Source organism: Sphingomonas phyllosphaerae (assembly GCA_036946405.1).
Lineage (GTDB): Bacteria > Pseudomonadota > Alphaproteobacteria > Sphingomonadales > Sphingomonadaceae > Sphingomonas > Sphingomonas phyllosphaerae_D.
Genome location: JAQIJC010000001.1, coordinates 631581 through 657633 on the forward strand (window position 1 = coordinate 631581; position 26053 = coordinate 657633).

A 26053-nucleotide genomic window follows, 5' to 3' on the forward strand; every position below is an offset into this window, starting at 1 on the left:
ACGGCTCTGGCCTAGATCAGCCCCAGCTCGTTCAGCTTGCCCACCAATACCGGCGGCATCGCCGCGAGCCCGTCGGCCACGTCACCGCCCAGATCGACCGGTGCGTCCTGCGCCTCCAGATAGCGCCAGCCCTGATGCGCACGGCGCGGCTGCGCGAGCACCAGCCGCAGGTCCGGATCGATATGGATCGCGACGCGCCCGCCCTCGGCATCGCCGAACGACAGGATCGGCGAGCGCGCGACGAGCTGGTGCTTGATGATCCAGAACAGCGACCCTTGCCCCGCGACCTCCTCGTGCCGCTTGGGCAGATAGCGCGTGGTCAGGAACACCGGCCCGGCGGCGGCACGCGCCTTCAAGCGCTCGGCAAGCAGGTCGACGCTCGCCGCGCCGAACGCGACCTTGGTGAGATGAAGCGGCATGGAAACAGCGATGTGGGTCGGCCACGCGCCGCCCGCAAGATCAGCGCACCGGCGCATCCAGCAGCCGCGCCATCTTCGCCTTCATCGCGCGGATCGTCGCGGCGGGCAGCGTTTGCAGGCTACTCATCGAGATGCTGCGCGGGTTCACCGGGCGCCCGTTCTGCCACACTTCCCAATGAAGGTGCGGCCCGGTCGAAATGCCGGTCGACCCGACGTAACCGATCACCTGCCCGCGCGTCACCCGCATCCCGGCGCGCACCGCGAAGCGGCTCATATGGCCGTAACCGCTCGTCAGCCCACCGGCATGGGCCAGCTTGACGAAATTGCCGTAGCCGCCCGCGCGTCCGGCCGACTGCACCACGCCGTCCATCGCGGCGTAGATCGGGCTGCCGTACGGCGCGCCGATGTCGGTGCCCTTGTGCATCCGCATGAAGCCGAGCAGCGGGTGCATCCGCATCCCGAAGGTCGAGGTGACGCGCCCGGCGACCGGCATCCCCATCGTCCCGCGCCGCTCGACCTGCCCGCCCGGATCCATCAGCGTGCCGCCGTCGCCATCGCGATCCCCCCAGCGCACCAGCGTCACCTTCCGCCGTCCCTGATCGAGCCCGGCATATTGCAGCTGCCCGACCTCGACCTCGCCGGTCGCGGCGCGCTGCTGGTCGGCGACGATGTCGAACGTATCGCCGGGATCGATCCGCTCGATCGGCATGTGTGCGCCGAGCGCCTTGAGATAATTCTCGACCACCCGCGCCGGCACCCCCGCCGCGCGCGCCGAACGGTACAGGCTCGCGCCGACGATCCCGCGGACATGGAGCGGGGTGCGGTCGATCGCGATCGGGCGGCGCAGCACTGTCAGCCCTTCGCCCGCGCGCAGCACCGTCATGTTGAGATTGAATGCGGCGCGGAAATCGAGCTTCTCGAGCGGGCGCGGCTGGAACTTGGTCGGGCGGCGCCCGAGCGTCAGCGACAGCAAAGTCCCCGGCTGCAACGACGCGGCCCCGACCAGCGACGCCACCCGCGCCGCCTCGCCGCCGCCGACCCCGGCGCGCTGCAACGTGCCCGCCAGCGTGTCGCCATCACCCAAGGCCGCGGTCAATTCGATCTGCGGACGTTCCGGCGTTTCGCTCAGCGGCCGCACCAGCGCCCCCGCCGCCATCCGCCGCCCGGTCGTCGCGCCCAGCGCGAGCGGCGCGAACGACTGCGTTCGCGCTTCCTCGAACGCCGCCTCGCTCATCGTGGGCGCGCTCGCGCCGATCAGCGGCTGGACGCCCGGCGACAGGAACCATGCCCCCGCGCACAATGCGGTACAGGTCGCGAGGCCGCGCCACCAGGTCAGGCTGCCGATATCGCGGCCGAGATCGGGCACCCACTCGGTGTCGCTGGCCGCGGCGCGCGCGCGATGCAGCCACGCGCGATCGTCGGAAGGCAGAACGATCCGGCCGGGCACACCCGCGCCCGCTCCCGCCCATTCCAGTCCCTGTTGCTCGCGCAAGAACACGCCGGCTTCTGCCCCGCTTCGAAAAGCACGCCGCCCCGGCGACCTGCGTCAGGCGCAGCGTTGTGGACGTGATTCGCTAAAGTCAAATTAACCGCGGACTTGGGAGCGTCACGCTGCGATGGAGCGTTGATCTGGGACGGCGAACCGGAGGCGCCCGACATGCAGCGATTGCATCCCCGCGCCGCACATCCGATGTAGGGCAGGTCATGGTGGCTTTCGACCGACCCCGCGTTACGGCCGTGCTGGGTCCGACCAACACCGGCAAGACCCATCTCGCGATCGAACGGATGTGCGCACATTCCAGCGGGATGATCGGCTTCCCGCTGCGGCTGCTGGCGCGCGAGGTCTATGACCGCGTCGTCGCGATCAAGGGCGCCGATCGCGTCGCGCTGATTACCGGCGAGGAGCGGATCGTACCGCGCGACGCGCGATGGTTCCTGTGCACCGCCGAGAGCATGCCGCTGCAACAGGATGTGGCGTTCGTGGCGCTGGACGAGGCGCAGCTCGGCAGCGATCGGGAACGCGGGCATGTCTTCACCGACCGCATCCTGCGCGCGCGCGGACGCGAGGAAACGATGATCCTCGGCTCCGAATCGCTGCGACCTGTGCTGCGCGCGCTGGTGCCGGGCATCGAGATCGTCGAGCGCCCGCGTTTCTCGACGCTCAGCTATGCCGGCGCGAAGAAATTGTCGCGGCTGCCGCGCCGCTCGGCGATCGTCGCCTTCTCCGCCGAGGAAGTCTATGCCACCGCCGAGATGCTGCGGCGGCTGCGCGGCGGCGCGGCGGTTGTGATGGGGGCCTTGTCCCCGCGTACCCGCAACGCGCAGGTCGCGATGTTCCAGGCCGGCGAGGTCGACTATCTGGTCGCCACCGATGCGATCGGCATGGGGCTCAACCTCGACGTCGGGCATGTCGCTTTCGCGGGGCTCCACAAGTTCGACGGCCAGCAACGCCGCCGGCTGCGCGTGTCGGAAATGGCGCAGATCGCCGGTCGCGCCGGGCGGCACCAGCGCGACGGCACGTTCGGCGCGCTGACCGAGGAAGGCCCCGACGCCTTCGAGCCCGAGGAAGTCGCCGCGATCGAGGGACATCGCTTCCCGCGGCTCGACTGGCTCTACTGGCGCAACGGCACCCCCGATGTGTCGAGCATCGATGCTTTGGTCGCCAGCCTGTCGGAGCGCCCCGACGATCTCGCCCTGCGCGCCGCGCCCGAGGCACTCGATCTCAAGATCCTCAAGCGGCTCGCCGAGGAACCCGGCGTCCGCGACCGTGCGCGCAGCAATGTCGCGCGGCTGTGGGCGGCATGTGGCATTCCCGACTTCGCCAAGCTCGGGCTCGACCCGCACGCGCGCTTCGTCGGGCGCGTGTTCGGCTATCTGTCGCAAGGGTATGTCCCGCACCAGTGGTTCGCCGACGAGGTCGCGCGGCTCGACCGCACCGAGGGCGATGTCGAGACGATCGCCGGCCGGATCGCCGCGATCCGCAGCTGGGCCTATATCGCGCAGCGCCCCGACTGGCTCGCCGACCCGCAGACCTGGGCGGCGCGTACGCTGGAAATCGAGGCGCGTTTGTCCGACGCGCTCCACCTGAGCCTGACGCAGCGCTTCGTCGACAAGCGCACCACCGCTTTGGCGAAGAGGATCGGCGGCGGGGTCGGCGCGCTGCCGGTCGAGATTGACGCGCAGGGCGAGGTGACGATCGACACGCACACGATCGGGCGGCTGGAGGGTTTCCGCTTCGTGGTCGCCCCCGATGCACGCGCGCACGACAAGCGCCTGCTGCTCGCCACTGCCGAGAAGCGGCTCGCGGGCGAGCGCCGCCGCCGGGCGGAAGCATTGATCGCCAGCGAGGATGCGCAGTTTGCGTTGGGCGAGGGCGGGACGATCACGGTTTCCGGGTTGAGGCATCTCCCACCCACATCTGCCTCTCCCACTCCATTCGCCCTGAGCTTGTCGAAGGGCGGGCCACAAGAGACGTGCTTCGACAAGCTCAGCACGAACGGAGCCGAGGAGGCGATACAGGAAGACGACCCGTTGATCGTCGCCCGCCTGTCGCGCGGCACGTCGCTTGCGCGCCCGCAGCTAACGCTCGACGACGCGCTCGACTGCCTCGACCCCTCACTGCGCAACCGCGTTTCCGAGCGACTGCGACAGTGGACAGCCGCGACGATCGCGCGCACGCTCCCCGCGCTCGCGGCCCTGTCCGACGCGACCCGCGCCGCAGAGGCCGGCCCCGCGCTGCGCAGCATCGCCGCCGCGATGGAGGCCGGCGCGGGCTTTGCGCAACGCCTGCCGCTGCGCGACGCAATCGAGGCGCTCGCGCCCGGCCAGCGCCAATGGCTGCGGCGGCAACGGATCACGATCGGCGCGCTCGACCTGTTCGACGCGCGATTGCTCAAGCCCGCCGCACAGGCATGGCGGCGCGCCTTGCTCGCCGCGCACGGCACGCCGACCCCGCTCGCGCCGCCGGCGGGTGCGACGACCCTGCCGCGCGGTGCACCGGGCGCGGTGCCGCTGATGGGGTTTCGCCCGCTCGGCGGACAGGCGGTGCGGATTGATCTCGTCGAGCGCGTCGCTCGCGCCGCGCACGACGCGCGTGGTGCAAACAACCGCGCACCCTTCGCCCCCGATCCAGCATTGGCGGTGTCGATCGGGCTCGAACCCGCGACGGTCGCGCGGTTGATGGCCGAACTCGGCTTCCGCCCGGTCGCCAAGCCCGACGCGGCCCCGCACTACGTCTGGCGTGGCCGCGCCCGCGCGAAGATCGCTGCGCCCGATCCCGCCAACGCCTTCGCCGCACTCGCCGGGCTGATGGGACGATGACCACCGGGGCGACGATGCGGCTCGACCGCTATCTGTGGTTCGCGCGTCTCGCCAAGACGCGCGACATCGCGCAGGCGCTTGCCTGCGACGGGCATTTCCGCATCGACGGACGCGCGGTCGATCGCGCCCACGCCCCGGTGCGGATCGGCAATATCCTCACCTTCTTCCACGCCGGCCGAGTTCGCGTGCTGCGCGTCGAGGCGTTGCCAGCGCGCCGCGGTCCCGCCCCGGAGGCGCAGGCGTGTTATCAGGAACTGGCCCTGTCCGGACCGGTTTCGTCAGCAGGAGCGTTGACGCGCGACACCGACGGCGCGAAAGCGGCGCGCGAGAAGTGAGGAATTAGCCGACCATGACCTATGTCGTCACCGACGCCTGCATCCGCTGCAAGTACATGGACTGCGTGGAAGTATGTCCGGTCGACTGCTTCTATGAGGGCGAGAACATGCTCGTCATCAACCCGTCGGAATGTATCGACTGCGGCGTGTGCGAGCCCGAATGCCCGGCCGAGGCGATCCTGCCCGACACCGAAAGCGGGCTGGAGCAATGGCTCGAGCTGAACAACACCTTCTCGGCGCAATGGCCCAACGTCACGCGCAAGCTGGACCAGACCCCGCCCGATGCCGACGAGATGAAGGGCGTCGAGGGCAAGTACGATAAGTTCTTCTCGCCCGAGCCCGGCAAGGGCGACTGACGCGGATGCGGCTGACGCGCCGCGCGCTGCTGGCCGGCGGTGCCGCGGCGCTGGCGCCGCTGCCCGCCTTCGCACGCGACGCCGCCTATCCGCTGCCCGACCGCGAGGCGATGCTCCCCGTCCCGGGCGGGCGCGTCTATGTCCGCGTCAACGGTGACCTGAACGGTCCACGCGCGCCGCTGGTGCTGATCCACGGCGGTCCCGGCGGCACCCACACCGGGATGCTCGACGCGCTCGCGCTCGCCGACGAACGCGCGGTGATCCTCTACGACCAGCTCGACAGCGGCCGATCGGACTGGCCGCAGGACCCCGCCAATTGGCGCGTGGCGCGCTTCGTCGACGAACTGGCGGCGATCCGTCGCGGGCTCGCCGTCGAACGCTGGCACGTCTGCGGCGTCAGCTGGGGCGGGACGATCGCGCTCGAATATGCCGCGCGTCGGCCTGCGGAGCTGGTCAGCACGGTGCTGGGCGGGCCGTTGATCGCGACGCGCGCGTGGCTCGCCGACGCCGATGCGCTGCGGGCCGCACTTCCCCCGGATGCACGCGACACGTTGCTCGCGTGCGAGGGGAAGACGCCGCCCGCCCCGGCCGCCTGCGATGCGGCCACCGCCGTCTTCTACCGCCACTACAATCGCCGCGAAGACCCGTCGCCGGCCCTGCGCGCGGCGGCGCACGTTGTCGGCGATCGCGGGTTCGATCGCCGGCTCTACGAAACGATGTGGGGCAAGAGCGAATTCGTCTCGACCGGCACGCTGCGCGACTATGACGGCACCCCGCTGCTCGCGAAGCTCGACGGCGCCCGCACGCTGTTCATGGTCGGCCAGTATGACGAGGCGCGTCCGGTCACCGCGCTCGGCTTCGCGGCGCGCGTGCCGGGCGGGGCCGAAGTGGCGGTGATCCCTGGTGCCGCTCACGCCACGCTTAGCGACCGCCCGGCCGAGACGGTCGGCATCCTGCGCGCCTGGCTTTCGCGTCACGACACGCCCACGTTGTAAAAAAGTTCCGCCCCGTCAGCGTCGCTGCCCTAAACAGGCTGGAAATTTTATTGCGGATCGTTTATATACGTCCGGCACGGGCGCTTCCTCAGCGTCCGCCGGAGACGTCCAACCTTCTTGCCCCAGCCTGACGAGCAACGCGGCGCTTGCGCCACGGGTCGGGTCTGTCGGGGCCACAACATTGGAAAGGCCACCTATGGCTGCCAAGGCTCTGCATTTCGATGTCGGCGATTATGTCGTTTACCCCAAGCACGGCGTCGGGCGCGTCATCGAGTTGCAGAAACAGGAAATCGCCGGGATGCAGCTGGAGCTGTACGTCCTGCGGTTCGAAAAGGAGCGGATGACGCTCCGCGTCCCCACCAACAAGGCCGAGTCGGTCGGCATGCGCAAGCTGTCGTCGGACAAGACGATGCGCGAGGCGATGGAGACGCTCAAGGGCAAGCCCAAGGTGAAGCGCACCATGTGGTCGCGCCGTGCGCAGGAATATGAGGCGAAGATCAATTCGGGCGACCTTGCGTCGATCGCCGAAGTGGTCCGCGACCTGTTCCGCGCCGACGACCAGCCCGAGCAGAGCTATTCCGAGCGCCAGATCTTCGAGGGCGCGTGCAGCCGCCTTGCGCGCGAACTGGCCGCGATGGAGCAGATCGACGAGCCGGCCGCGCAAGAGAAGATCCTGGAAATCCTGCGCAAAGCCGCAGCGATCTACAACAAGGACAAGGTGCCCGCCTGACGCGGACCCAACCTGTTGCGTGCGGAAGGGGCGGCCGGCGACGGTCGCCTCTTTTCGTTTGTGCGCGCTCTTCGTGTGTATTAACGTAGCAACACACGAAGGGGAGATGGACGATGCGGTCGTTGATACTCGCGGCGCTGCTGCCACTGGTCGCATGCGGCAACAATGCCAACATCGAAGGGCAGGACGTGCCGGCGCAAGGGTCTGGCACGACGCGGACCTATGACGTGCGCGACTTCACCGCGGTCAAGCTGGCGGGCAGCGACGATGTCGACGTTCGCGTCGGCGGCGGCTTTTCGGTCCGTGCCGAGGGCGACCCGCAGGTGCTCGACAAGATCACGGTGACTCGCGACGGTGATCGGCTGACGATCTCGCGCCGCCGTTCCTCGACATGGCAGCGCGGCAAGGCGCGCGTCTTCGTGACCCTTCCCCGATTGGGCGCTGCGTCGCTCGACGGCTCGGGCAATCTCACCATCGATCAGGTACGCGGCAGCAGCTTCGACGCGCGACTCGCCGGATCGGGCAACCTGCGGATCGCGCAGGTCGCGACCGAGTCGCTCGGCCTGTCGCTCGCCGGATCGGGTAACATCGCCACCGCGGGTCAGACCGGCCAGTTCTCGCTCAGTCTCGCCGGATCGGGCAACGTCGATGCCGCGGCGCTGGTCGCGCGCGAGGCGGCGATCAAGTCCGCCGGCTCGGGCGACGTCCGCGCCACGGTGCGCGGCCCGGCAACGGTGTCGCTGGTCGGCTCGGGCGATGTCGATCTCGGCGGCGGGGCGCGCTGCACCGTCCGCAAGGCCGGGTCCGGCACGGTGCGGTGCGGGGGCTGATCGCCCTCGCGGCGCTGCTCGCGACGCCGGCGCAGGCCGCCGAGCGGCGCTGGCCGGTCGGCAGTATCGAGCGTCTGAAGGTCGAGGCGCCGGTGACGGTGCGCGTGGAGACGGGCGGCGGCAATGGCGTTCGCGGCACCGCTGCCGATCGCGCCACGCTCGACGCGCTCGACCTGCGCGTCGACGGAACGACGCTGACGATCCGCACCCCGCGCGGCAGCACCGCGCCCGCCGAGATCGTCGTCGCCACGCCGCGGGTCGACACGGTCGCGCTGTTCGCCCCCGCGACGGTGCTGGTCGACACGCTGCGGGGCGCGCGTGCGACCGTGTCGGTTGCGGGAGCAGGAAGCGTTACGATCGCGCGCGTCGATGCCGAGCGGTTCGACGCGACACTGGTCGGCGAGGGAACGATTACCGCCGCCGGGCGCGCGACCGAGGCCCGGCTCGCCGGCAACGGCCCCGGCACGATCGATAGCGCAGCACTGTCCGCCGAGCGAACCGTGGTGCAGGCGGCCGGCGACCTGATCGTCCGCGCCGCCGCCCGCAGCACTGCCCGGATCACGGCTGGCCCTGACGCGCAGGTGACGATCGCCGGTCACCCGCAATGCAGCATTCGTGCGGCGACGCCAGCCAACGTCCGCTGCTCGGGTGTGCTCCCTTCAAGCTGAAGCGTCACCCCGGCGAAGGTCGGGGCCCAGTTGGGGCACGCCGATGATGAGGGTACGACTTATCTCGTTGGCCATCCAACCGGGCGCCGGCTTTGGCGAGGCGAGAATATCAAGGACAAGGCCTTCGTCAGTCTCCGTCCGGCCCCAGCGCCGGGTCGACGTCGCGCGGGCGGACGAAGCGGGTCAGCCGTCCGTGTCCGGCACGCACCGCCGACCAATCGTCGGCGTCGAAGGTGATCTCGGCGAGTGTCGCGGTCGGATATTTTTCCTCCGCTGCCATCCGCAACGCGCCCGCATCGTCGGGGATCAGCAGCAGCGTCAGCTCTTCCAGCCCCGGATTATGCCCGACCAGCAGCAGCGAGTCCGCCGTCGCGTCGCATTCGTGCACCACGTCCAGCAAGGTCGTCGGCGCGGCGAGGTACAGCCGCCGCTCCCACAGCGGTGCCAACGCGCGGCCCAGCCCGCGCTCGACCTCGACGACGGTTTCCTCGACACGCGTTGCCGGTGAGGCCACGACCCGGTCGAACGTAAGCCCAAGATCGCGAACATGCCGCCCCATCGTCACCGCCGCGCGCCGGCCGCGTGCGTTGAGCGGGCGATCGAAATCGCGGACCACCGGATCGTCCCAGCCCGATTTGGCATGGCGCAGCAGCGTCAGCGTCTTCACGGGCGTTCGTCTCCGTCAGGCGTCGAGAGGCGCGTCATGCCCCATGTTAGACGCGGTGGAAAGCCGCCGCCGCACTCTTTCGACCGCCTCATCGAGCGGTACGCGCGTCACCGGCACCCCCGGTGGAAAGGCGTCGAGCAACCGAGACGGCATCGCGGCGGACAGCAGCACGAACAGCCCGGCGTCGCTGCCGCGCCGGATCAGCCGTCCGAACGCCTGCGCCAGCCGCGCGCGCACGATCCGGTCATCATAGGCGCTGCCGCCGCCAGCCAGCCGCCGCGCGGCGTGGAGCACGGTTGGCTTCGGCCACGGCACGCCCTCCATCACCACCAGCCGCAGCGAATGCCCGGGCACGTCGACCCCGTCGCGCAGCGCGTCGGTGCCGAACAGGCTGGCGTGCGGATCGTCGCGGAAGATGTCGACCAAGGTCCCGGTATCGACCGGATCGACATGCTGCGCGTGGAGCGGCAGCCCGGCGCGCGCCAGCCGGTCGGCGACCCGCGCATGGACCGCGCGCAGTCGGCGGATGGCGGTGAACAGCCCGAGCGCGCCGCCTTCACTCGCCTCGACCAGCCGCGCATAGGCGTTGGCGAGCGCGGGAATGTCGCCGCGCTTCACGTCGGTGACGATCACCACCTCGGCACGCGCCGCATAGTCGAACGGCGACTTGACCTGGAAACGCCCCGCCGCGCGCGGCAGATGCGGCGCGCCGACGCGCGCCTCGGCAATGTCCCAGTCGCCGCCGGCGGTGAGCGTCGCCGAGGTGACCAGCGCGCCGTGGGCGCCCTTCAGCACCGTCTCGGCAAACGGCAATGTCGGGTCGAGCCAGCGGCGGTGCAGCCCGATGTCATATTCGCGCCCCTCGACCCGATCGACCGCCAGCCAGTCGACGAAGCGCGGATCGGCCGGGCCGCCGACGCGCGCGAGCAGCGCCAGCCATGACGCCACCGTCTCCGCGCGCCAGCCGAGCGAGGCGATCGCCCCCTCCACCCGCGCGCGCGCCGGCCCGTCGAGCCAGTCCGGCCCCTCAGCGAGCACCGCCTCCAGCCGCTTGCCGAGCGCCACCATCGGGCGCACCAAGGCATCGAGCGCCTGCGCGGCGGGGGCAGCGGCCTCGATCAGCTCGGGCGACGGCTCGGCGAGCTCGGTCTCCAGCCCGTAACCGGCATCCGCGCCGCGCTCCTCGGCGCGCGCGTAGGCAAGCCCGCGCACCGCGCCCAGCAGCGCCTCGATCGCGCCGAACGGCTGCCCCTCGGCGACGCGCGACAGCCAGCCTTCGGATGCCAGCGCCTGCGCCGCGCCGACGATGTCGGTGACGGCGCGACCGCCCGCTTCGTCATAGCTCGCGACATCCGACAGCCGCGCCTGCAAGCCACGCCGCCGTCCGCGCGACGTCCCCTCGGGTCCGACGATCCAGCGCCGCAGCTCGATCGTCTCCGCGCCGGTCAGCGCGGTACCGAACATCGCATCGGCGGCGTCGAACAGATGATGCCCCTCATCGAAGACATAGCGCGTCGGGCGCGTCGCCAGCTCGCGCCCACGCGCGGCATTGACCATCACCAGCGCATGGTTGGCGATCACCAGATCGGCCTCAGCCGAGGCACGCGCCGCGCGCTCGATGAAGCATTTCCGGTAATGCGGGCAGCCGGCATAGACGCACTCGCCGCGGCGGTCGGTCAGCGCCGCCGAGCCGTTGCGGCGGAACAGCGCGACCAGCCAGCCCGGCAGGTCGCCGCCGACCATGTCGCCGTCATCGGTATAGGCGGCCCAGCGCGCGACCAGATGCGCGAGGATCGCCGCGCGCCCCGCGAACCCGCCCTGCAACGCATCTTCCAGATTGAGCAGGCACAGGTAATTCTCGCGCCCCTTGCGCGTCACCACCTTCGCCTTGCGCAGCGCGCGATCGGGGTAGAGCCGCCGCGTCTCATGCCCGAGCTGGCGTTGCAGCGCCTTGGTATAGGTCGAGACCCACACCGCACCACCAGCCTGTTCGGCCCACAGGCTGGCTGGCGCGAGATAGCCGAGCGTCTTGCCGATTCCGGTCCCCGCCTCCGCAAGCATCAGGTTCGGCGTATCGCGCGCGGCGCGCGGATTGAAGGCGGCGCTGGCGGCGGCGGCATAGGCGCGCTGCCCGGCGCGCGGCTCGGCTCCCGCACCGGTCAAGCGGTCGAGCCGGTCGAGCACCGCGCGTTCCTCCAGCGTGACGCTGCGCGGTGCGGGGCGGGGCGCGACCTCGTCCCACTCGGGCAGCCGCGCGAACAGCCAGCGCTCGTTCTGCTGCGGTTTGGGAATGCGCGGGCTCACGACCGGCGCCCACGCCCAGCGCGCACGCGTCAGCGACTGCGCGGCGGTCCACGCCCCCTCGCGCTCCGGCCAGTCGCCGTCGGTCACCGCCAGCATCCGCGCCGCCGCGTCACGCAGGAACGCCGCGACCTCATCGTCGCGCGTTGGCGCGGCCATACCGCACGCATCCGCCACGCCCTTCGCCGTCGGCACCATGAAGCGCGCCGGGTGGAGAAAGGCGAACAGTTCGAGCAGGTCGAGCCCCGACAACTCGGCATAACCCAGCCGCTGCCCGATCAGCGGCGCGTTGAGCAGGATCACCGGCGTGTCCGCCGCCAGCCGGATCGCCTCGCCGCGCGACAGCGCCCGCGTCGCTTCGCCGTCCGCCATCCAGATGCCGGAATGGCTCGCGTGCAGCGCAGGATGTGGGAGCCGGATCACGGGGATCGACATGGAGCCGACAGAACGAAAGAGCAACCGCTAGCGAACGGTGGAGCAAGGCGCTCCAACCCCGATGCGTTCGCACTGAGCTTGGCGAAGTGCGTGTCGCAGGCGCGCCCCTCTTCGGCACGTGCTTCGACAGGCGCAGCACGGACGAAAATGGGATGACGGGACACATCAACCCCCCTTATTGCAATTGCATCGCAACTGCGAAACGATAAAGGGTGGATTTGCTCGCGCCCCTGTGCTTTAGGCTGCCGCGATTTTATCGCTGCACCTGGGAGAGCCCCCGTGAACATCCACGAATATCAGGCCAAGGAACTGCTCGCGAAATTCGGCGTCCCCGTGCCCGCCGGCTATGCCGCGATGAGCGTGGATGAGGCGGTCGAGGTCTCGAAGAAGCTGCCGGGGCCGCTCTACGTCGTCAAGGCGCAGATCCATGCCGGCGGTCGTGGCAAGGGTAAGTTCAAGGAACTTCCCGAGGGCAGCAAGGGCGGCGTCCGCCTCGCGAAGACCGAGGACGAGGTCCGCCATGCCGCGACCGAGATGCTCGGCAACACACTGGTGACGATCCAGACCGGCGAGGCCGGCAAGCAGGTCAACCGCCTGTACGTCACCGACGGCGTCGACATCGCGAAGGAATTCTACCTCGCGCTGCTCGTCAACCGCGCCACCGGCCGCATCTCGTTCGTCGCCTCGACCGAGGGCGGCATGGACATCGAGACGGTCGCGCATGACACGCCGGAGAAGATTCACTCGATCGACGTCGATCCGGCGACCGGCTTCCAGCCGCACCACGGCCGCGCGGTTGCGGGCGCGCTGCAGCTGACCGGCGATCTCGCCAAGCAGGCGGCGAACGTCGCGGCGAAGCTGTACGACGCCTTCCTCGGCACCGACGCCGAGCAGATCGAGATCAACCCGCTCGCCGTCACCGACGATGGCAAGCTGATGGTGCTCGACGCCAAGGTTGGCTTCGACGGCAACGCCATGTTCCGCCACAAGGACATTGCCGAGCTGCGCGACGAAACCGAGGAAGACGCCGCCGAGCTGGAAGCGTCGAAGTACGACCTCGCCTATATCAAGCTGGACGGTGACATCGGCTGCATGGTCAACGGCGCCGGGCTCGCGATGGCGACGATGGACATCATCAAGCTGAACGGCATGTTCCCGGCCAACTTCCTCGACGTCGGCGGCGGCGCGAGCAAGGAGAAGGTGACGGCGGCGTTCAAGATCATCCTTGCCGATCCGGCGGTGAAGGGCATCCTCGTCAACATCTTCGGCGGGATCATGAAGTGCGACATCATCGCCGAGGGCATCGTCGCCGCGGCGAAGGAAGTGAACCTGTCGGTGCCGCTGGTGGTGCGCCTCGAGGGCACGAACGTCGACAAGGGCAAGGAAATCCTGTCGAACTCGGGCCTCGCGATCGTCCCCGCCAACGATCTGGGCGATGCCGCGCAGAAGATCGTCGCCGAGGTCAAGAAGGTCGCCTGACGCGCGCCGCGGTCATCACGGACCGTTTCGGAGACTCGCGGGGGCGGGGCCGGGATACCGGCCTCGCCCTTCGCACATCGGGCGTCACGCCGCTGTCCCGCATATCGCGATGGACATCTACGCGGCCTGACGCTTTATCGCTGTATCGCAGAGGATGCCGGCCGTTCGCGACCCGGCCGCATCCGGCCGCTTACTTGATCTTTACGTAAACGTCAGGTAGCAGCCCGGACATATTGAGGAGGGTAGCGCAATGAAGGTGCTGGTGCCGGTCAAGCGCGTGCTTGACTATAACGTGAAGCCCCGCGTGAAGGCGGACGGCTCGGGCGTCGATCTCGCCAACGTCAAGATGAGCATGAACCCGTTCGACGAGATCGCGGTCGAGGAAGCGATCCGCCTGAAGGAAAAGGGCGCGGTCACCGAGATCGTCGTCGTCTCGATCGGCGAGCCCAAGGCGCAGGACACGCTGCGTACCGCGCTGGCGATGGGCGCCGACCGTGCGATCCTCGTCACCTCGGAGACCAAGGTCGAGCCGCTGGGCGTCGCCAAGCTGCTCGCGAAGATCGTCGGGGAGGAACAGCCGCAGCTGGTGATCCTCGGCAAGCAGGCGATCGACGACGACAACAACCAGACCGGCCAGATGCTCGCCGGGCTGCTCGGCTGGGGCCAGGGCACGTTCGCGTCGAAGGTCGAGCTGGCCGCCGACAGCGTCACCGTCACCCGCGAGGTCGACGGCGGGCTGGAGACGGACACGTTCCGGCTGCCCGCGATCGTCACCACCGACCTGCGCCTCAACGAACCGCGGTACGCCTCGCTGCCCAACATCATGAAGGCCAAGTCGAAGCCGCTCGCGACCAAGACCGCCGCCGATTTCGGCGTCGACGTGACGCCGCGGCTGACCGTGGTCAGCGTCGCCGAGCCGGCCAAGCGCCAGGCGGGCGTCAAGGTCGCCGATGTCGATGAGCTAGTGAACCGGCTGAAGTCGATGGGCATCGCGAAATAAGCCACGGGCGGGAGAGGCACACTCTCCCGCCTTCGTGCCGAGCCTGTCGAAGCACGGGTTCCGGAACACGCCCTTCGGCAGGCTCAGGGCGAACGGATCAAGCGGGGCACGTCCCCGGAGAGGTAGATCATGAAGACTCTGGTTTGGGTCGAACACGACGGATCGACCGTCAAGGACGCCACGCTCTCCGCGGTCACCGCCGCGGCGAAGCTGGGCGAGGTGCACCTGCTCGTCGCCGGGCAAGGCGTCGGCGCGGTCGCCGAGGCGGCGGCGAAGATCGCGGGCGTTGGCAAGGTGCATGTCGCTGACGATGCGGCCTATGCGCACCAGCTCGCCGAGAACATCGCGCCGCTGGTCGTCGAGCTGATGGGGCATCACGACGCCTTCGTCGCGCCTGCCACCACCACCGGCAAGGCGATCGCCCCGCGTGTCGCCGCGCTGCTCGACGTCATGCAGATCAGCGACGTGCTGTCGGTCGAGGGCGAGGACACATTCACGCGCCCGATCTACGCCGGCAACGCGATCGCCACCGTCAGGACGTCGGACGCCAAGAAGGTCCTCACCGTCCGCGGCACTGCCTTCGAGAAGGCCGCAGCCGAGGGCGGCACGGGCACGGTCGAGCCGGTCGCTGCGACCGGCGACACCGGCCTGTCGACCTTCGTCAATCAGGAGATCGCGGCGTCGACGCGACCCGAGCTGACCAGCGCGAGGGTGATCGTCTCGGGCGGACGCGCGCTCGGTTCGGGCGAGAAGTTCCACGAGCTGATCGAGCCGCTCGCCGACAAGCTCGGTGCCGGAGTCGGCGCCAGCCGCGCGGCGGTCGACGCGGGCTATGTGCCGAACGACTATCAGGTCGGGCAGACCGGCAAGATCGTCGCGCCGGAAGTCTATGTCGCGGTCGGCATCTCGGGCGCGATCCAGCATCTCGCGGGCATGAAGGACTCGAAGACGATCATCGCGATCAACAAGGATGAGGATGCGCCGATCTTCCAGGTCGCCGACCTCGGGCTGGTCGGCGATCTGTTCAAGGTGGTGCCGGAGCTGACGGAGAAGCTCTGACGGCGGAAGGCGGGCAAACTGCCCGCCGGTGCAGCGAGCGAAGCACCGCTGCATCCGCCGACACGGCCGCCGGCGCCACCGCGCCGTCCGACGACGCGGGCTTCACGCCCGCGTCGTGGCCCGTGGAGATCAGGCAGCCTCTCTTCGTCGCCCCGGACTTGATCCGGGGCCCCGCTTCTTTGCAACAGAAGTAAGAAGCGGGATCCCGGATCAAGTCCGGGATGACGGCCGGATGGGGCGGTTGGTCCGCGCCTCTCGCGCGCTCGCAAACACGCGGGCTGCCCGCTACGCTTGCCGCGATGACGGCAACCCTCGACTGGGACCGCAACGGCGCCGCGCATCACCCCGCCGCCGCCACCCCGATCCTCCACGCCTCCGCCGCCGCGCAGGGCGAGCGACGACGCCGCGTGTTGCAGGTCGATTATGCCGCGACCGCCCTCCCCGTACCGCTCGTCTGGCTCGGCCTCTGACGGCGTTGCGAACCCGCCCCCGCATCCGTACATCCGCGCGATGCGCCGCCTGCTCCCGCTGCTCGCCCTGCTCGCCATCGCCGCGCCCGCCACGGCACAGCGCGCCGATCGCGCCACGCCGGGCTGGGTGCGCGTGCGGCTGGAAACCGCCGACGGCCCGATCGTGCTCGCGCTCGATCAACGCCACGCGCCGCTCACCACCGCCAATTTCCTGCGCTACGTCGACGATGGCCGCTTTGACGGCATCAGCTTCTACCGCACCGCGCGCAGCAGGAAGCTGCCCGGCACCGGCTTCATCCAGTCGGGCATCCGCACCGACGCGCGCCGCTTCCTCGACATGATCCCGCACGAATCGACGAAGAAGACCGGCATCCGCCACCTGGACATGACGATCTCGATGGCGCGCAAGGGACCGCCCGGCTCGGCGAACGGCAATTTCTTCATCACCGTCGGCCCCGCCGCGTACATGGACTGGAGCCCGCGCGACCCCGGTTATGCCGCGTTCGGCCGCGTCGTCGCCGGGCAGAAGACCGTCAAGCGCATCCTCGCCGAACCGACCGGTCAGCAGATGAACGGCACGCTGATGCTGCGCCCGGTGGTGGTGACACGCTCGATCCGGCTCGACGGCACGCCGAAGCCGACCGGCCGGCCGCGTCCGTGGCTGCTCGAACACCGCCGCGACGGCTGACGCGCGTGGACGCCCCGACGCTCGACCCCAGCTGGCGCGACGCGCTCGCCGCGCCGCTCGCCAGCGACGCGATGGCCGCGCTCACCCGCTTCCTCGCCGCCGAGGAACAGGCGGGGACCGTGATCTTCCCGCACGCCGCCGAGCGCTTCCGCGCGCTCGAACTCACTGCCTTGCCCGATGTGCGCGTGGTGATCCTCGGGCAGGACCCGTACCACGGCGCTGGTCAGGCGCATGGCCTGTGCTTCTCGGTCCGCCCGGGCGTGAAGCCTCCGCCGAGCCTCGCCAACATCTACCGCGAGCTCGCCACCGACTGCGGCATCGACGCGCCGACGCACGGCTTCCTCGAACAGTGGGCGCGGCAGGGCGTGCTGCTGCTCAACACCGTGCTGACCGTCGCCGAGGGCCGCGCCGCCGCGCATCGCGGGCGCGGCTGGGAGCAGCTGACCGACGCGATCATCCGCGCCGTCGCCGAGCAACAGGCACCGACCGTGTTCATGCTGTGGGGCAGCCATGCGCAGGCCAAGGCGCCGCTCGTGACGGCTGCCGGTAGCGACCGCCACCTGATCCTCACCGCCCCGCATCCCTCGCCGCTGTCGGCGTACAAGGGCTGGTTCGGATCGAGGCATTTCAGCAAGGCCAACGCCTTTCTGGACGCGCACGACCGCGGCACGATCGACTGGAGCGTCCCGCCGCTGGCGTCAGCGTGACCGCATCGCGATGCGCGCGGTGCCGAGCACGAACGCCATGAAGACGATCTGCGCGATAACGCCCGGCGTGTCCCGCAGGGTTTGCAACAGCGGTGGATAATAGCGTGCCAATATCGATACGTTGTGGATGACGTCGACGACGATGATCGCGATCGTGGCGAACACGCCAGCGCGCGGGCGGAGGAACAGCAACACCACCGCCGCCGGATCAAGGAACGCCAGCGACGTCCAGAAGATCGCGCTGATCACCGGCAGGCCGTCATAGTCCCAGAGCAGCCCGTGGCGGACGATGACTACCCAATGATTGTAGGTCGCCCCCAGCAGGCACAGCGCGTAAACCATGCGCAGGATCGACCCCCATCGCCCGCTGCGCTCTGCCTGCTTCGTCACGTCCCACCCCTCGCCGGCCGATCTCGCGGCTCTCATCTGCGCCGATCGGCAGCGCCCTGCCAACCCCACCATTGCCCCATTCGCGCCGATCCCGTAGCGCGAACGCCATGAAGCGCCTCGCCATCTATTGCGGCTCCGCCACGCCCGCCGACCCCTTCTACCTCGATCTCGCGCGCGAGGTCGGGCACACGCTCGCCACCCGCGGCATTGGCGTCGTCTATGGCGGGGGGCGGCTCGGACTGATGGGCGCGATCGCCGATGCCGCGCTGGCGGCGGGCGGCGAGGTGATCGGGGTGATCCCGCAGGCGCTGGTCGATGCCGAGGTCGCGCACCGCGGCCTCACCGAACTCCACGTCGTGACGGGGATGCACCAGCGCAAGCAGATGTTCACCGACCTCGCCGACGGCTTCGTCACCCTGCCCGGCGGCACCGGCACAATGGACGAATTGTGGGAGGCGCTCAGCTGGGCGCAGCTCGGCTATCACGCTGATCCGGTCGGACTGCTCAACGCGGGCGGCTATTATGACGCGATCGTCGCCTTCTGGGAGAAGATGGGCGAGGTCGGCTTCCTGCGCGCGCAGCATCGCGAGTTGCTGATCGTCGACGAGACGCTGGGCGGGCTGCTCGACCGGATGGCGGCGCACGTCCCGACGCAGCCGATCGTGCGCATGGCCGCCTCCGACCTGTGACCGATACGCGCGCGGCGCTGGTCGAAACCGCGCGGCTGTCGATCGCGCGCGGCTCGAAGAGCTTCGCCGCCGCCTCGAAACTGTTCGCGCCGGTGGTGCGCGAGCGCGCGTGGTTGCTCTACGCCTGGTGCCGCGCCTGCGACGATCTGGTCGACGGGCAGGACCACGGCCATGACCGCACGATCGTCACCGACGCACGCGCACGGGTCGCGCGGGTGCGCGCGCTCAGCGACGCCGCGCTTGATGGCGAGCCGACCGGCGATCCGGCGTTCGACGCGCTGGGTGTCGTCGCGCGCGAAACCGGGCTGCCGCGCCGCTTCGTCCATGACGTGATCGACGGCTTCCAGCTCGACGCCGAGGACTGGCACCCGCGCAGCGAGGACGATCTTTATCGTTATTGCTATCATGTCGCGGGCGCGGTCGGCTTGCTGATGGCGGTGGTGATGGGTGTGTCACCCGACGATGACGCGACGCTCGACCGCGCCTGCGATCTCGGGCTCGCGTTCCAGCTGGCGAACATCGCGCGCGACATTGAGGAGGATGCGCGTGTCGATCGCTGCTACTTGCCCGACGACTGGCTGGTCGAAATGGACATGCCGCCGGGCGAGCATATGAAGCCACCCTATCGCGAACGGCTGGCGGTGCTGGCGAAGCGGCTGGCGACGCGCGCGCAGCTGCACGAGGACAGCGCGGCGATCGGCACCAAGCCGCTGTCGTTCCGCTCGGCCTGGGCGGTGCTGGCGGCGGCGGGAATCTACGGCGACATCGCGCGGACGGTGGCGGCGCGCGGGCCGCGGGCGTGGGATCACCGCGTCACGACCACGAAGGGCGCGAAGCTGGCGTGGATCGCACGCGCGGGGGTGAAGGCGGCACGGCGGCAAACGCTGCCGGATACCCCGCGCGATCCCCGCCTGTGGACCCGCCCACGCTAACCTTCCGTCATTCCCGCGAAGGCGGGAATCCAGAACCTCTGCCCTCGCACTTCTATCGACGGACCTGCGCGTCTGGATTCCCGCCTTCGCGGGGATGACGATGAAGGCGGGTGGGCGGTCGCCTTACACCCGATCCAGATACGCCTGATGCGCCGGCAACCCGCGCACCGCGCTCGCGACGTTCGCGGCCATCTGCCCCAGCGTCTGCTGCAACCGCCCCTCGGGCATCATCCGCGCGACGCGATTGTGCGCGCGCGGCGTCAGCTTCTGGCCCAGCATCACCTGCACCCACGACGTGATCGTGAACAGCTCGTCGCTCGCCTGAAACGCCTGCGCGCCCTCGCGGAACAGCGCGATCCGCGTCGCGAGCGAATCGGGCAGCGGCATGTCGCGCATCCGCTGCCAGAACGGCTCGTCGCGCTGGTTGAGCGTGTAATGCAGGATGATGAAGTCGCGCACGCCCTCGATCTCGCGCCGCGCCATGTCGTTGAAGCGCGCCGCCGCCGCCGCGCTCACGCCGTCGAACGGGAACAGCTGCAACAGCCGCGTCAGCGCGATCATGATGAGGTGGATGCTGGTCGACTCGAGCGGCTCGACGAACCCGCCCGCCAAACTCAAGCCGACGCAATTGCGCTCCCACGCCTTCACCCGCCGCCCGGTGTGGAAGCGGATCACGCGCGGGTCGATCAGCGTCTCACCGGTCACACTTCCCAGCAGCCGCGCCCGCGCCTCGTCGTCGCTGAGATACTCGCTGGCATAGACGATGCCGTTGCCCAACCGGTGCTGGAGCGGGATCCGCCATTGCCACCCTGCATCATGCGCGATCGCGCGCGTATAGGGGACTGCTGGGCCTGTGGCGGTGGTCTGGACCGCGATCGCGCGATTGGTCGGCAACCACTCGGCCCAATCCTCATAGCCGACGCCCAATGTCTCGCCGAGCAGCAGCGCGCGAAAACCGGTGCAGTCGAGGAACAGGTCGCCCGCGATCCGCGTGCCGTCCTCCATCACCAGCGCCGCGATGTCGCCGCTCTCGCCGTCACGCTCGACGCGCGCGATCTTGCCCTCGACGCGCGTCAGCCCGTCCGCCTCGCAGCGCTCGCGCAGGTAACGCGCATAGCGCGCGGCATCGAAATGATAGGCGTAGTTGAGCCCCGCGTCGCCGCCCGCGAACTTGTTGGCGCGCGCCGCTTCATGCTCGACGCAATAGCGGCCGATTTCCTCGGCGCTGCCCTGAGCGCGCGCCTCCAGCCAGAAATGGTGGAAATCGGCCATCCACGTCGATTGCCCGATCGACCCGAACGAATGGAGATAGCGCTCATCGGGACGCGACCAGCCCTCGAACGAGATCCCCAGCTTGAAGCTCGCGCCGGTCGCGCGGACGAAATCGCGCTCGTCGACGCCGATCAACTGATGAAAGGCGCGCACGGTCGGGATCGTCGACTCGCCAACACCGACGGTGCCGATCTCCTCCGATTCGACCAGCGTGACCTCGACCATCCCGCCGAGCTGCTTGGTCAGCATCGCCGCCGCCAGCCACCCGGCGGTGCCGCCGCCCGCGATCACTACCCGCCGCACGCCCGTCATCGGTTCAGCTTCCTCAACAGATCGCCGCGCAGCCGCCGCGCGCGTGCGTCGTCCAGCGGCGCGAGCGCACCTTGCGCCGCTTCGGGCAGGTGCGCCGCCGGCCGCGCCGCATCGCCGAACACGTAATAGTCGAACAGCGCACGCCACGCCTGCTTCTCGGCCGCCGGGCGGTCGCGCAGGCTGAGCAGCGCGTGGAGCAGCGTGTTCATCGGCGTGTCCATGAACGCCGCCGCGTCGTTCCACCAATAGTTCACCAGCACGTTGAACGGCGCGAGCGCCTCGACGTGGTGCCACCACAAGGCCGGGTAGACCACCGCATCGCCCGGCTCCAGCTCGGCAAACTGTGCCGTATCGCGCGCATCGGCGAACCCGGGAAACCGTTCGAGATCGGGCGCGCGAAAGTCGACCAGCGACACCACCTGCCCGCCCGGCGTCGGCTCCAGCGGCCCCGGATAGAGGTTCGCGACCTGCTCGGGCGGGAAAAGGGTAAACCGCCGCCGCCCCACCGCGCAGACCGCGATGTTGTTCGACATGTCGTAGTGCGCCTGCGCCGTCGTGCGCGTCCCGATCCAGATGCTGCGCAGCACGCGTGCGAAATCGGCGCGGGCGAGCGGGTTCTCGACGGCCAGTCCGGGGAAGAACCGCTCCAGATCGGTCGAGCCGATGTAGAAGGACGGCGCGCCCTCCTCGTCCAGCGCGTCGAGCATCCGCGCCATATAGTCGTCGAGCGCCACGCGCTCCGCGGCGAAGTCGAGCCGCGTCAGCGTCTCGTCATAGAAATACCGCCCGCCCTGCGCGGTGTCGGCGGTATACCCCACCCCCGGCTGACCGTTGTAGAAACGCCGCAGATAGTCGACCGCCGCCGCCGGTCCTTCCCGCCCCGCGGCGATCAGCGGCCAGCCGGCAGCCAGCCCGCGCACCACCACCGGCGCGCCCGCCGCGACCAAGGCCGCCAGATCCTGCGCGGCCGGATCGTCGGCCGTGATCTCGCGCACGCGCCGATCGGTGATCGCCGTGCTCACGCCGCCTCCTTGAGCGTCTTCAATTCGATCAGCCGCTCCATATTGCCGAGCGACGCCGCCGCCATCGTCGCCGCGCGCAGCAAGCCATTGGCATGCAGCCGCTCCAGCGTCGCGCCTGACAACGACGCCAGCGCCGCCTGATCGATTGTCAGCAGGTCGGTCAGCTCGTAACCCCCGGCATCGCCCAGATCGATCCGCAGCGTCACGCTGCGCAGCAATCCCGCTCCGTCCAGATCGGCGAGGATCGCGCGTTCGCTCTGCGCCCCTTCCGCCAACAGGTGCAGCGCAGCGCGGACATGCTCCAGATACGGCGCATCGCCGCCATGATCGCGGAACAGCGGCAGGCCCTCCGTCATGCCGACCCGTGGATCGTCGCGATCGATCTGCACCACCGCCGCGCCATCCTCGCTACGCGCCAAAGCGAACGGCCCGCGCCGCTGGACCGCCGGCACGAAGCGGGTCGTCCAGCGCTCGCCGTCGAGAAACAGATTCTCGCCGCGATCGAGCCCGAGCAGCACATAGGCGCGGATGCCGCCGTCCCCGCCGCGCCGGAAGACGATCGGCAATTCGCGCTGCGCCTCTTCGAACTCGATCGGAAAGATCGGGAGCAGGTTCGCATGGTCGCCGAATGCCGCCCCGGCCCGCACCGCGACGCGCAGCTCGAAGTCATCGACATTGTCGAGAGTCGTGAAGGTCATGCCGTCATTGTCCCAAACGCAAAGGGCCACCGCAAGCGATGGCCCTCCACATTCCGCACGATCGCGACCGATCAGAACCTGTAGCGCGCCCCCAGCAGGAAGCGCGGCTTCAGTTCCTGCGCGAACACGAGGTTGCGCTCGGTCCGGCCATAGGTCCGCACGCTCTCGCTGGTCAGGTTGATCCCTTCCAGCGTGACCGCGATCTGATCGTTGACGTCATAGCTGATGTTGACGTCCAGCGTCCCGAACGGCGCCACGAATAGCGGGTTGCGGTTACCGCCCTGGTTGGTCGCCGCCAGATACTTGTCGCGCCAGTTGTACGCGATACGGGCGGAGATGCCGTTCTTGTCGTAGATCGCCGTCGCGTTGGCGCTATTGCCCAGACCGGTGAGCGCGAAGATGTTCACGGTCGGGTCGGCGTACGGATCGACGTTCACGTCGCCGCTCACCTTGGTGAACGAGCCCGCGAAGCCGAAGCCGGTGTTGCCGAAGAAGTTGGTCCACGCCAGCTCGAAGCCGTGGATCTTGCCCTCTCGGTTGTTGATCGGCTGCGACACCGAGAAGTTGAACAGCGGATCGTTGGCGTCGGACGAGATGTCGACCTGCGACAGGATCTGGTCGACGAACGTCTGCTGCAACCCGCGGCCCGCGACGTAATTGGCGTTGAACTGCGTCGTCGCCGCCGCCTGGTTACCACCGTTCTGCACCAGCAGCGCGGTATAGGTGAACAGGTTGACGTCGCTCAGGTCATAGTTGTTGGCGCGCAGGAACGCCGCCGCGGTGCCGGAACGCGACCCCGCCGCGCCCGAGCTGGGATCGCGCAACCCGAACAGGTTCTGGTTGACGATACCGGTCCCCAGGAAGTTGGCGACGCGCTTGTCGAAGAAGCCGACCGAGATGAAGCTCGACGGCTTGTAATACCATTCCAGCGATACGTCGAAGTTATCCGACAGCAAAGGCAGCAGGTTAGCGTTGCCGGTGCTGCCGGTCGGGATGCCACCAAGCGCGGTCGGACGACCCGGCGCCCCCGCCGAGGCGGTCGCGAACAGGTTGCCGTAATCCGGGCGGGCCAGCGTGCGGCTGAACGACACACGTGCCTTCACGTTGGTGATCGGCTCGATGCTGAAGTCGACCGACGGCAGCAGGTTCTCGTAGCTGCCGCGCTGGCGGATCGCGGTGAACACGCCGCTGGCGTCGCCACGGAAGTCGTTGTCGGCGGTCCAGACGATGTTGTTGAACGTCTGCACCGCGTCCGAGACGACGCGGGTCTGCTCGTACCGCGCACCGATCACGAGGTTGGCGGGCCGGTTCGCGACCTCGCCGTTCCAGGTGAACTGGCCGAACACCGACCAGATCTTCTCCTGCACGGTGTCGTCCGCAGGCGCCGACGGCGCCGGCGGCTGACCCAGACCGGTGTAATAGGGGCTCAGCACGTTGTAGAGGTCGATCGCATTGCCGCGGAACGCGATCAGCGACGAGCCTTCGGACGCCGGGTTGAAGTGGTCGAACTTGCAGGTCAGGCAATATTGGCTGACCAGCTCGGGTGCGAGCTGCTGGATGATGCCCGGGTTCTGCAGGCCCCAGTCGCCCAGCGTCTGCTGCGTCTGGGTCTGCGTCGAGTGCATCTTCGAGTCGGTGTACGACCCGCCGACGTCGAAGCGGCTGCCGCCGCCCAGATCCCAGCCCAGTCGCGCCTGGATCTGGTCGATCCGCTGCGTCTGGCGCGAGATGATTGTCCGTGCCGGCGCCGCGCCCAGATCGCCGATGTCGAGCACGCCGTTGCAATTGCCCTTCGGCGTCGCGCCTGCCGTCGCACGGTAGCAATCGTTGATGACCTGCGCCTGCTGCGGGAAGCCGGTGCTGAAGTCGAGCGAATGGCCCTGGATCACCGGCGCGCCGAGCGCGACGGTGGTCGCGGTGGTGCCGTTGGGGTTGTCGGGCGACGAGGTCGACACCGAATGGTGGCCGTCGACGGTCAGCGTCAGGTTCGAGGCGAACTCCCACTTGGCGTTCAGGCCGACCGAGCCGAGCCGCGCCTTGGTCGCGGCCTGCTGCTGCTCGAAGCCTTCGTCCTTCGGGCTGGTCGGCAGATAGTCGCGCAGGAAGATCGCGGTCGCCATGTTCGGATTGTCGTCGAAGCGGACTTCGCTGAACGGGCGGTTGAACCAGTTCGTCTGCTCGCTGCGCGATTCACGCAGGCGGTTCTGCGCGAACAGGCTGTCGACCGTGAACTCCAGATTGTCGGTCGGCTTGAACTGCAACACGCCCTGGAAGTTGATGCGCTCGCGGCGATTTTCCGAGAACTGATAGCGGCTGTCGTTCGGAACCAGCACATAGGGCGCGGTCGGGCGCGTGCCGTCGATCACCGTCTGCGAGTTGATGAACGTGCCCGGATTGAAGAAGTCGGCGGTCGGAATGACGTTCCAGTAGTTCGGGTTCGACTGCGCCGATGCGGAATAGCGGAGCTGGTAGCTGCCGAACACCGCGGCACCGAACGTGCCCTCGTCGTTGCGGTAGTTCAGCAGGCCGGAGACTTCCGGGGTAACGCGGTGCTTGGTGTCCTCGGACTTCTCGACCGAGGTATCGTACAGCGCCTTTGCGCCGATCGACCCGGTCACGCCGGTTTCACGCGAGTCGAGCGGCTTGCGAGTGTCGATGTTGATCGTCGCGCCGATACCGCCGGTCGGCACCGAGGCGCGACCGGTCTTGTAGACCTCCAGCCCGCTGACGCCTTCCGAAGCAATGTTCTGGAAGTCGAACGAACGGCCGGCACCGCGGGCGAACAGATTGCCGCCGCTGGTATCGATGTTGGTGGCCGGCAGCTGACGACCGTTGATCGTCACGAGGTTGAAGCCGCCCGAGAAGCCGCGCACCGCGACCTGCGAACCTTCGCCGTTGACGCGGTTGATCGACACGCCGGTGATGCGCTGGAGCGATTCGGCGAGGTTGGTGTCGGGGAACTTGCCGATATCCTCGGCGCTGATCGCGTCGACGACGCCCGGCGAATCGCGCTTGATCGCGATCGCGCGATCGAGGCTGGCACGGACGCCGGTGACGACGATGTCATCGGCCCCCGGCGCGGGATCCTGACCAACCGGCGTGCCATCGGCCGGCTGCGCGTTGGTCGGGCTTTCGGTCGTGCTCTGCCCGCTGGTCTGCGCCACCGCGATTCCCGGCACCGCTGCCGCCACCGCCAGCGCCCACACCGACGACGAACGCGCAAGCGCGCCCATGACATGGCTTCCCTTCATCAACCCCTCCTCCGTGACGGCGACGTGC

At 69.1% G+C, this 26053-nt stretch carries 23 protein-coding genes and 1 pseudogene; 15 read left to right on the top strand and 9 right to left on the bottom strand.

From position 1 onward, the window contains the following. Positions 1-11 precede the first annotated feature (11 nt). Together PGN12_02875 and PGN12_02880 are read right to left on the bottom strand one after the other, a co-directional pair. Positions 12-419 carry a DUF1489 domain-containing protein gene (locus PGN12_02875; protein ID MEH3102827.1) on the bottom strand — a complete coding sequence of 136 codons (408 nt, stop codon included), beginning with the start codon at positions 417-419 and terminating at the stop codon, positions 12-14. A 40-nt stretch (positions 420-459) separates the two neighbouring features. Beyond that, the gene (locus PGN12_02880) at positions 460-1917 is read right to left on the bottom strand and encodes a M23 family metallopeptidase (protein ID MEH3102828.1); all 1458 of its coding nucleotides are present in this window, start codon (positions 1915-1917) and stop codon (positions 460-462) included. A gap of 206 nt (positions 1918-2123) precedes the next feature. Between PGN12_02880 and PGN12_02885 the strand changes: the two genes are divergently transcribed. From PGN12_02885 to PGN12_02915, 7 genes are all read left to right on the top strand, one after another. Then, positions 2124-4739, top strand: coding sequence for a helicase-related protein (locus tag PGN12_02885; GenBank protein MEH3102829.1), 2616 nt, complete (start codon positions 2124-2126; stop codon positions 4737-4739). After that, positions 4736-5074, top strand: a complete 339-nt coding sequence (locus PGN12_02890) for an RNA-binding S4 domain-containing protein (GenBank protein ID MEH3102830.1) — start codon at positions 4736-4738, stop codon at positions 5072-5074. Before PGN12_02885 ends, PGN12_02890 begins: the two co-directional genes overlap by 4 nt. Before the next feature lie 14 nt (positions 5075-5088). Further along, complete coding sequence (locus tag PGN12_02895; GenBank protein MEH3102831.1) at positions 5089-5430, top strand: ferredoxin family protein; 342 nt, start codon at positions 5089-5091, stop codon at positions 5428-5430. Positions 5431-5435: 5 nt separating this feature from the next. Further along, on the top strand, positions 5436-6425 hold the full coding sequence (locus PGN12_02900) for a proline iminopeptidase-family hydrolase (GenBank protein MEH3102832.1): 990 nt from the start codon (positions 5436-5438) through the stop codon (positions 6423-6425). A 196-nt stretch (positions 6426-6621) separates the two neighbouring features. Continuing rightward, positions 6622-7155: a CarD family transcriptional regulator gene (locus PGN12_02905; protein MEH3102833.1), complete on the top strand. Its 534-nt coding sequence runs from the start codon at positions 6622-6624 to the stop codon at positions 7153-7155. 113 nt (positions 7156-7268) lie between these two features. Then, positions 7269-7985: a DUF2807 domain-containing protein gene (locus PGN12_02910; protein ID MEH3102834.1), complete on the top strand. Its 717-nt coding sequence runs from the start codon at positions 7269-7271 to the stop codon at positions 7983-7985. After that, positions 7973-8653, top strand: a complete 681-nt coding sequence (locus tag PGN12_02915) for a DUF2807 domain-containing protein (GenBank protein MEH3102835.1) — start codon at positions 7973-7975, stop codon at positions 8651-8653. The genes PGN12_02910 and PGN12_02915 overlap by 13 nt, the downstream gene beginning before the upstream one ends. A gap of 127 nt (positions 8654-8780) precedes the next feature. Here the strand turns inward: PGN12_02915 and PGN12_02920 are convergent, their stop codons facing one another. Together PGN12_02920 and PGN12_02925 are read right to left on the bottom strand one after the other, a co-directional pair. Next, positions 8781-9320, bottom strand: coding sequence for a histidine phosphatase family protein (locus PGN12_02920; GenBank protein ID MEH3102836.1), 540 nt, complete (start codon positions 9318-9320; stop codon positions 8781-8783). A gap of 15 nt (positions 9321-9335) precedes the next feature. Further along, positions 9336-12056 (bottom strand): ATP-dependent DNA helicase, encoded by a 2721-nt coding sequence (locus PGN12_02925; protein ID MEH3102837.1) that lies wholly within the window; start codon positions 12054-12056, stop codon positions 9336-9338. A 279-nt stretch (positions 12057-12335) separates the two neighbouring features. Here PGN12_02925 and sucC point away from each other — a divergent pair, with 279 nt between their 5' ends. The 6 genes and pseudogenes from sucC (at position 12336) to ung (ending at position 17459) form a co-directional block, all read left to right on the top strand. Continuing rightward, complete coding sequence (sucC, locus tag PGN12_02930) at positions 12336-13535, top strand: ADP-forming succinate--CoA ligase subunit beta (protein MEH3102838.1); 1200 nt, start codon at positions 12336-12338, stop codon at positions 13533-13535. 250 nt (positions 13536-13785) lie between these two features. Further along, positions 13786-14535: an electron transfer flavoprotein subunit beta/FixA family protein gene (locus PGN12_02935; protein MEH3102839.1), complete on the top strand. Its 750-nt coding sequence runs from the start codon at positions 13786-13788 to the stop codon at positions 14533-14535. Positions 14536-14664: 129 nt separating this feature from the next. Further along, positions 14665-15594 carry an electron transfer flavoprotein subunit alpha/FixB family protein gene (locus tag PGN12_02940; protein ID MEH3102840.1) on the top strand — a complete coding sequence of 310 codons (930 nt, stop codon included), beginning with the start codon at positions 14665-14667 and terminating at the stop codon, positions 15592-15594. 353 nt (positions 15595-15947) lie between these two features. Further along, positions 15948-16064: pseudogene (locus tag PGN12_02945) on the top strand (phytanoyl-CoA dioxygenase). Between the two features lie 40 nt (positions 16065-16104). Next, on the top strand, positions 16105-16752 hold the full coding sequence (locus PGN12_02950) for a peptidylprolyl isomerase (protein MEH3102841.1): 648 nt from the start codon (positions 16105-16107) through the stop codon (positions 16750-16752). Positions 16753-16757: 5 nt separating this feature from the next. Continuing rightward, on the top strand, positions 16758-17459 hold the full coding sequence (gene ung, locus PGN12_02955) for a uracil-DNA glycosylase (protein ID MEH3102842.1): 702 nt from the start codon (positions 16758-16760) through the stop codon (positions 17457-17459). Here the strand turns inward: ung and PGN12_02960 are convergent. Beyond that, complete coding sequence (locus tag PGN12_02960; GenBank protein ID MEH3102843.1) at positions 17451-17849, bottom strand: hypothetical protein; 399 nt, start codon at positions 17847-17849, stop codon at positions 17451-17453. The genes ung and PGN12_02960 overlap by 9 nt on opposite strands. A gap of 107 nt (positions 17850-17956) precedes the next feature. On the opposite strand from PGN12_02960, the gene PGN12_02965 reads away from it, so the two are divergent. Next, positions 17957-18538: a TIGR00730 family Rossman fold protein gene (locus PGN12_02965; GenBank protein ID MEH3102844.1), complete on the top strand. Its 582-nt coding sequence runs from the start codon at positions 17957-17959 to the stop codon at positions 18536-18538. After that, positions 18535-19470, top strand: coding sequence for a phytoene/squalene synthase family protein (locus PGN12_02970; protein ID MEH3102845.1), 936 nt, complete (start codon positions 18535-18537; stop codon positions 19468-19470). The genes PGN12_02965 and PGN12_02970 overlap by 4 nt, the downstream gene beginning before the upstream one ends. A gap of 123 nt (positions 19471-19593) precedes the next feature. On the opposite strand, the gene PGN12_02975 is transcribed toward PGN12_02970, so the two are convergent. The 4 genes from PGN12_02975 to PGN12_02990 all read right to left on the bottom strand — a co-directional run bounded on the left by PGN12_02975 (position 19594) and on the right by PGN12_02990 (position 26025). Then, the gene (locus PGN12_02975; protein MEH3102846.1) at positions 19594-21054 is read right to left on the bottom strand and encodes a tryptophan 7-halogenase; all 1461 of its coding nucleotides are present in this window, start codon (positions 21052-21054) and stop codon (positions 19594-19596) included. Further along, positions 21051-22076: a cupin-like domain-containing protein gene (locus PGN12_02980; GenBank protein ID MEH3102847.1), complete on the bottom strand. Its 1026-nt coding sequence runs from the start codon at positions 22074-22076 to the stop codon at positions 21051-21053. Before PGN12_02980 ends, PGN12_02975 begins: the two co-directional genes overlap by 4 nt. Beyond that, positions 22073-22774 (bottom strand): SapC family protein, encoded by a 702-nt coding sequence (locus PGN12_02985; protein MEH3102848.1) that lies wholly within the window; start codon positions 22772-22774, stop codon positions 22073-22075. Before PGN12_02985 ends, PGN12_02980 begins: the two co-directional genes overlap by 4 nt. Before the next feature lie 71 nt (positions 22775-22845). Next, positions 22846-26025, bottom strand: coding sequence for a TonB-dependent receptor (locus tag PGN12_02990; protein ID MEH3102849.1), 3180 nt, complete (start codon positions 26023-26025; stop codon positions 22846-22848). Positions 26026-26053: the final 28 nt, after the last annotated feature.

Bases quoted from the DNA above. Each gene is read 5' to 3' on its own strand.
- PGN12_02890 (MEH3102830.1), top strand. From the start codon at position 4,736: ATGACCACCGGGGCGACGATGCGGCTCGACCGCTATCTGTGGTTCGCG.
- PGN12_02925 (MEH3102837.1), bottom strand. From the start codon at position 12,056: ATGTCGATCCCCGTGATCCGGCTCCCACATCCTGCGCTGCACGCGAGC.
- PGN12_02965 (MEH3102844.1), top strand. From the start codon at position 17,957: ATGAAGCGCCTCGCCATCTATTGCGGCTCCGCCACGCCCGCCGACCCC.
- PGN12_02975 (MEH3102846.1), bottom strand. From the start codon at position 21,054: ATGACGGGCGTGCGGCGGGTAGTGATCGCGGGCGGCGGCACCGCCGGG.
- PGN12_02940 (MEH3102840.1), top strand. From the start codon at position 14,665: ATGAAGACTCTGGTTTGGGTCGAACACGACGGATCGACCGTCAAGGAC.
- PGN12_02910 (MEH3102834.1), top strand. From the start codon at position 7,269: ATGCGGTCGTTGATACTCGCGGCGCTGCTGCCACTGGTCGCATGCGGC.
- PGN12_02895 (MEH3102831.1), top strand. From the start codon at position 5,089: ATGACCTATGTCGTCACCGACGCCTGCATCCGCTGCAAGTACATGGAC.
- PGN12_02990 (MEH3102849.1), bottom strand. From the start codon at position 26,025: ATGAAGGGAAGCCATGTCATGGGCGCGCTTGCGCGTTCGTCGTCGGTG.
- PGN12_02885 (MEH3102829.1), top strand. From the start codon at position 2,124: ATGGTGGCTTTCGACCGACCCCGCGTTACGGCCGTGCTGGGTCCGACC.
- PGN12_02875 (MEH3102827.1), bottom strand. From the start codon at position 419: ATGCCGCTTCATCTCACCAAGGTCGCGTTCGGCGCGGCGAGCGTCGAC.
- PGN12_02935 (MEH3102839.1), top strand. From the start codon at position 13,786: ATGAAGGTGCTGGTGCCGGTCAAGCGCGTGCTTGACTATAACGTGAAG.
- PGN12_02950 (MEH3102841.1), top strand. From the start codon at position 16,105: ATGCGCCGCCTGCTCCCGCTGCTCGCCCTGCTCGCCATCGCCGCGCCC.
- PGN12_02900 (MEH3102832.1), top strand. From the start codon at position 5,436: ATGCGGCTGACGCGCCGCGCGCTGCTGGCCGGCGGTGCCGCGGCGCTG.
- PGN12_02985 (MEH3102848.1), bottom strand. From the start codon at position 22,774: ATGACCTTCACGACTCTCGACAATGTCGATGACTTCGAGCTGCGCGTC.
- PGN12_02905 (MEH3102833.1), top strand. From the start codon at position 6,622: ATGGCTGCCAAGGCTCTGCATTTCGATGTCGGCGATTATGTCGTTTAC.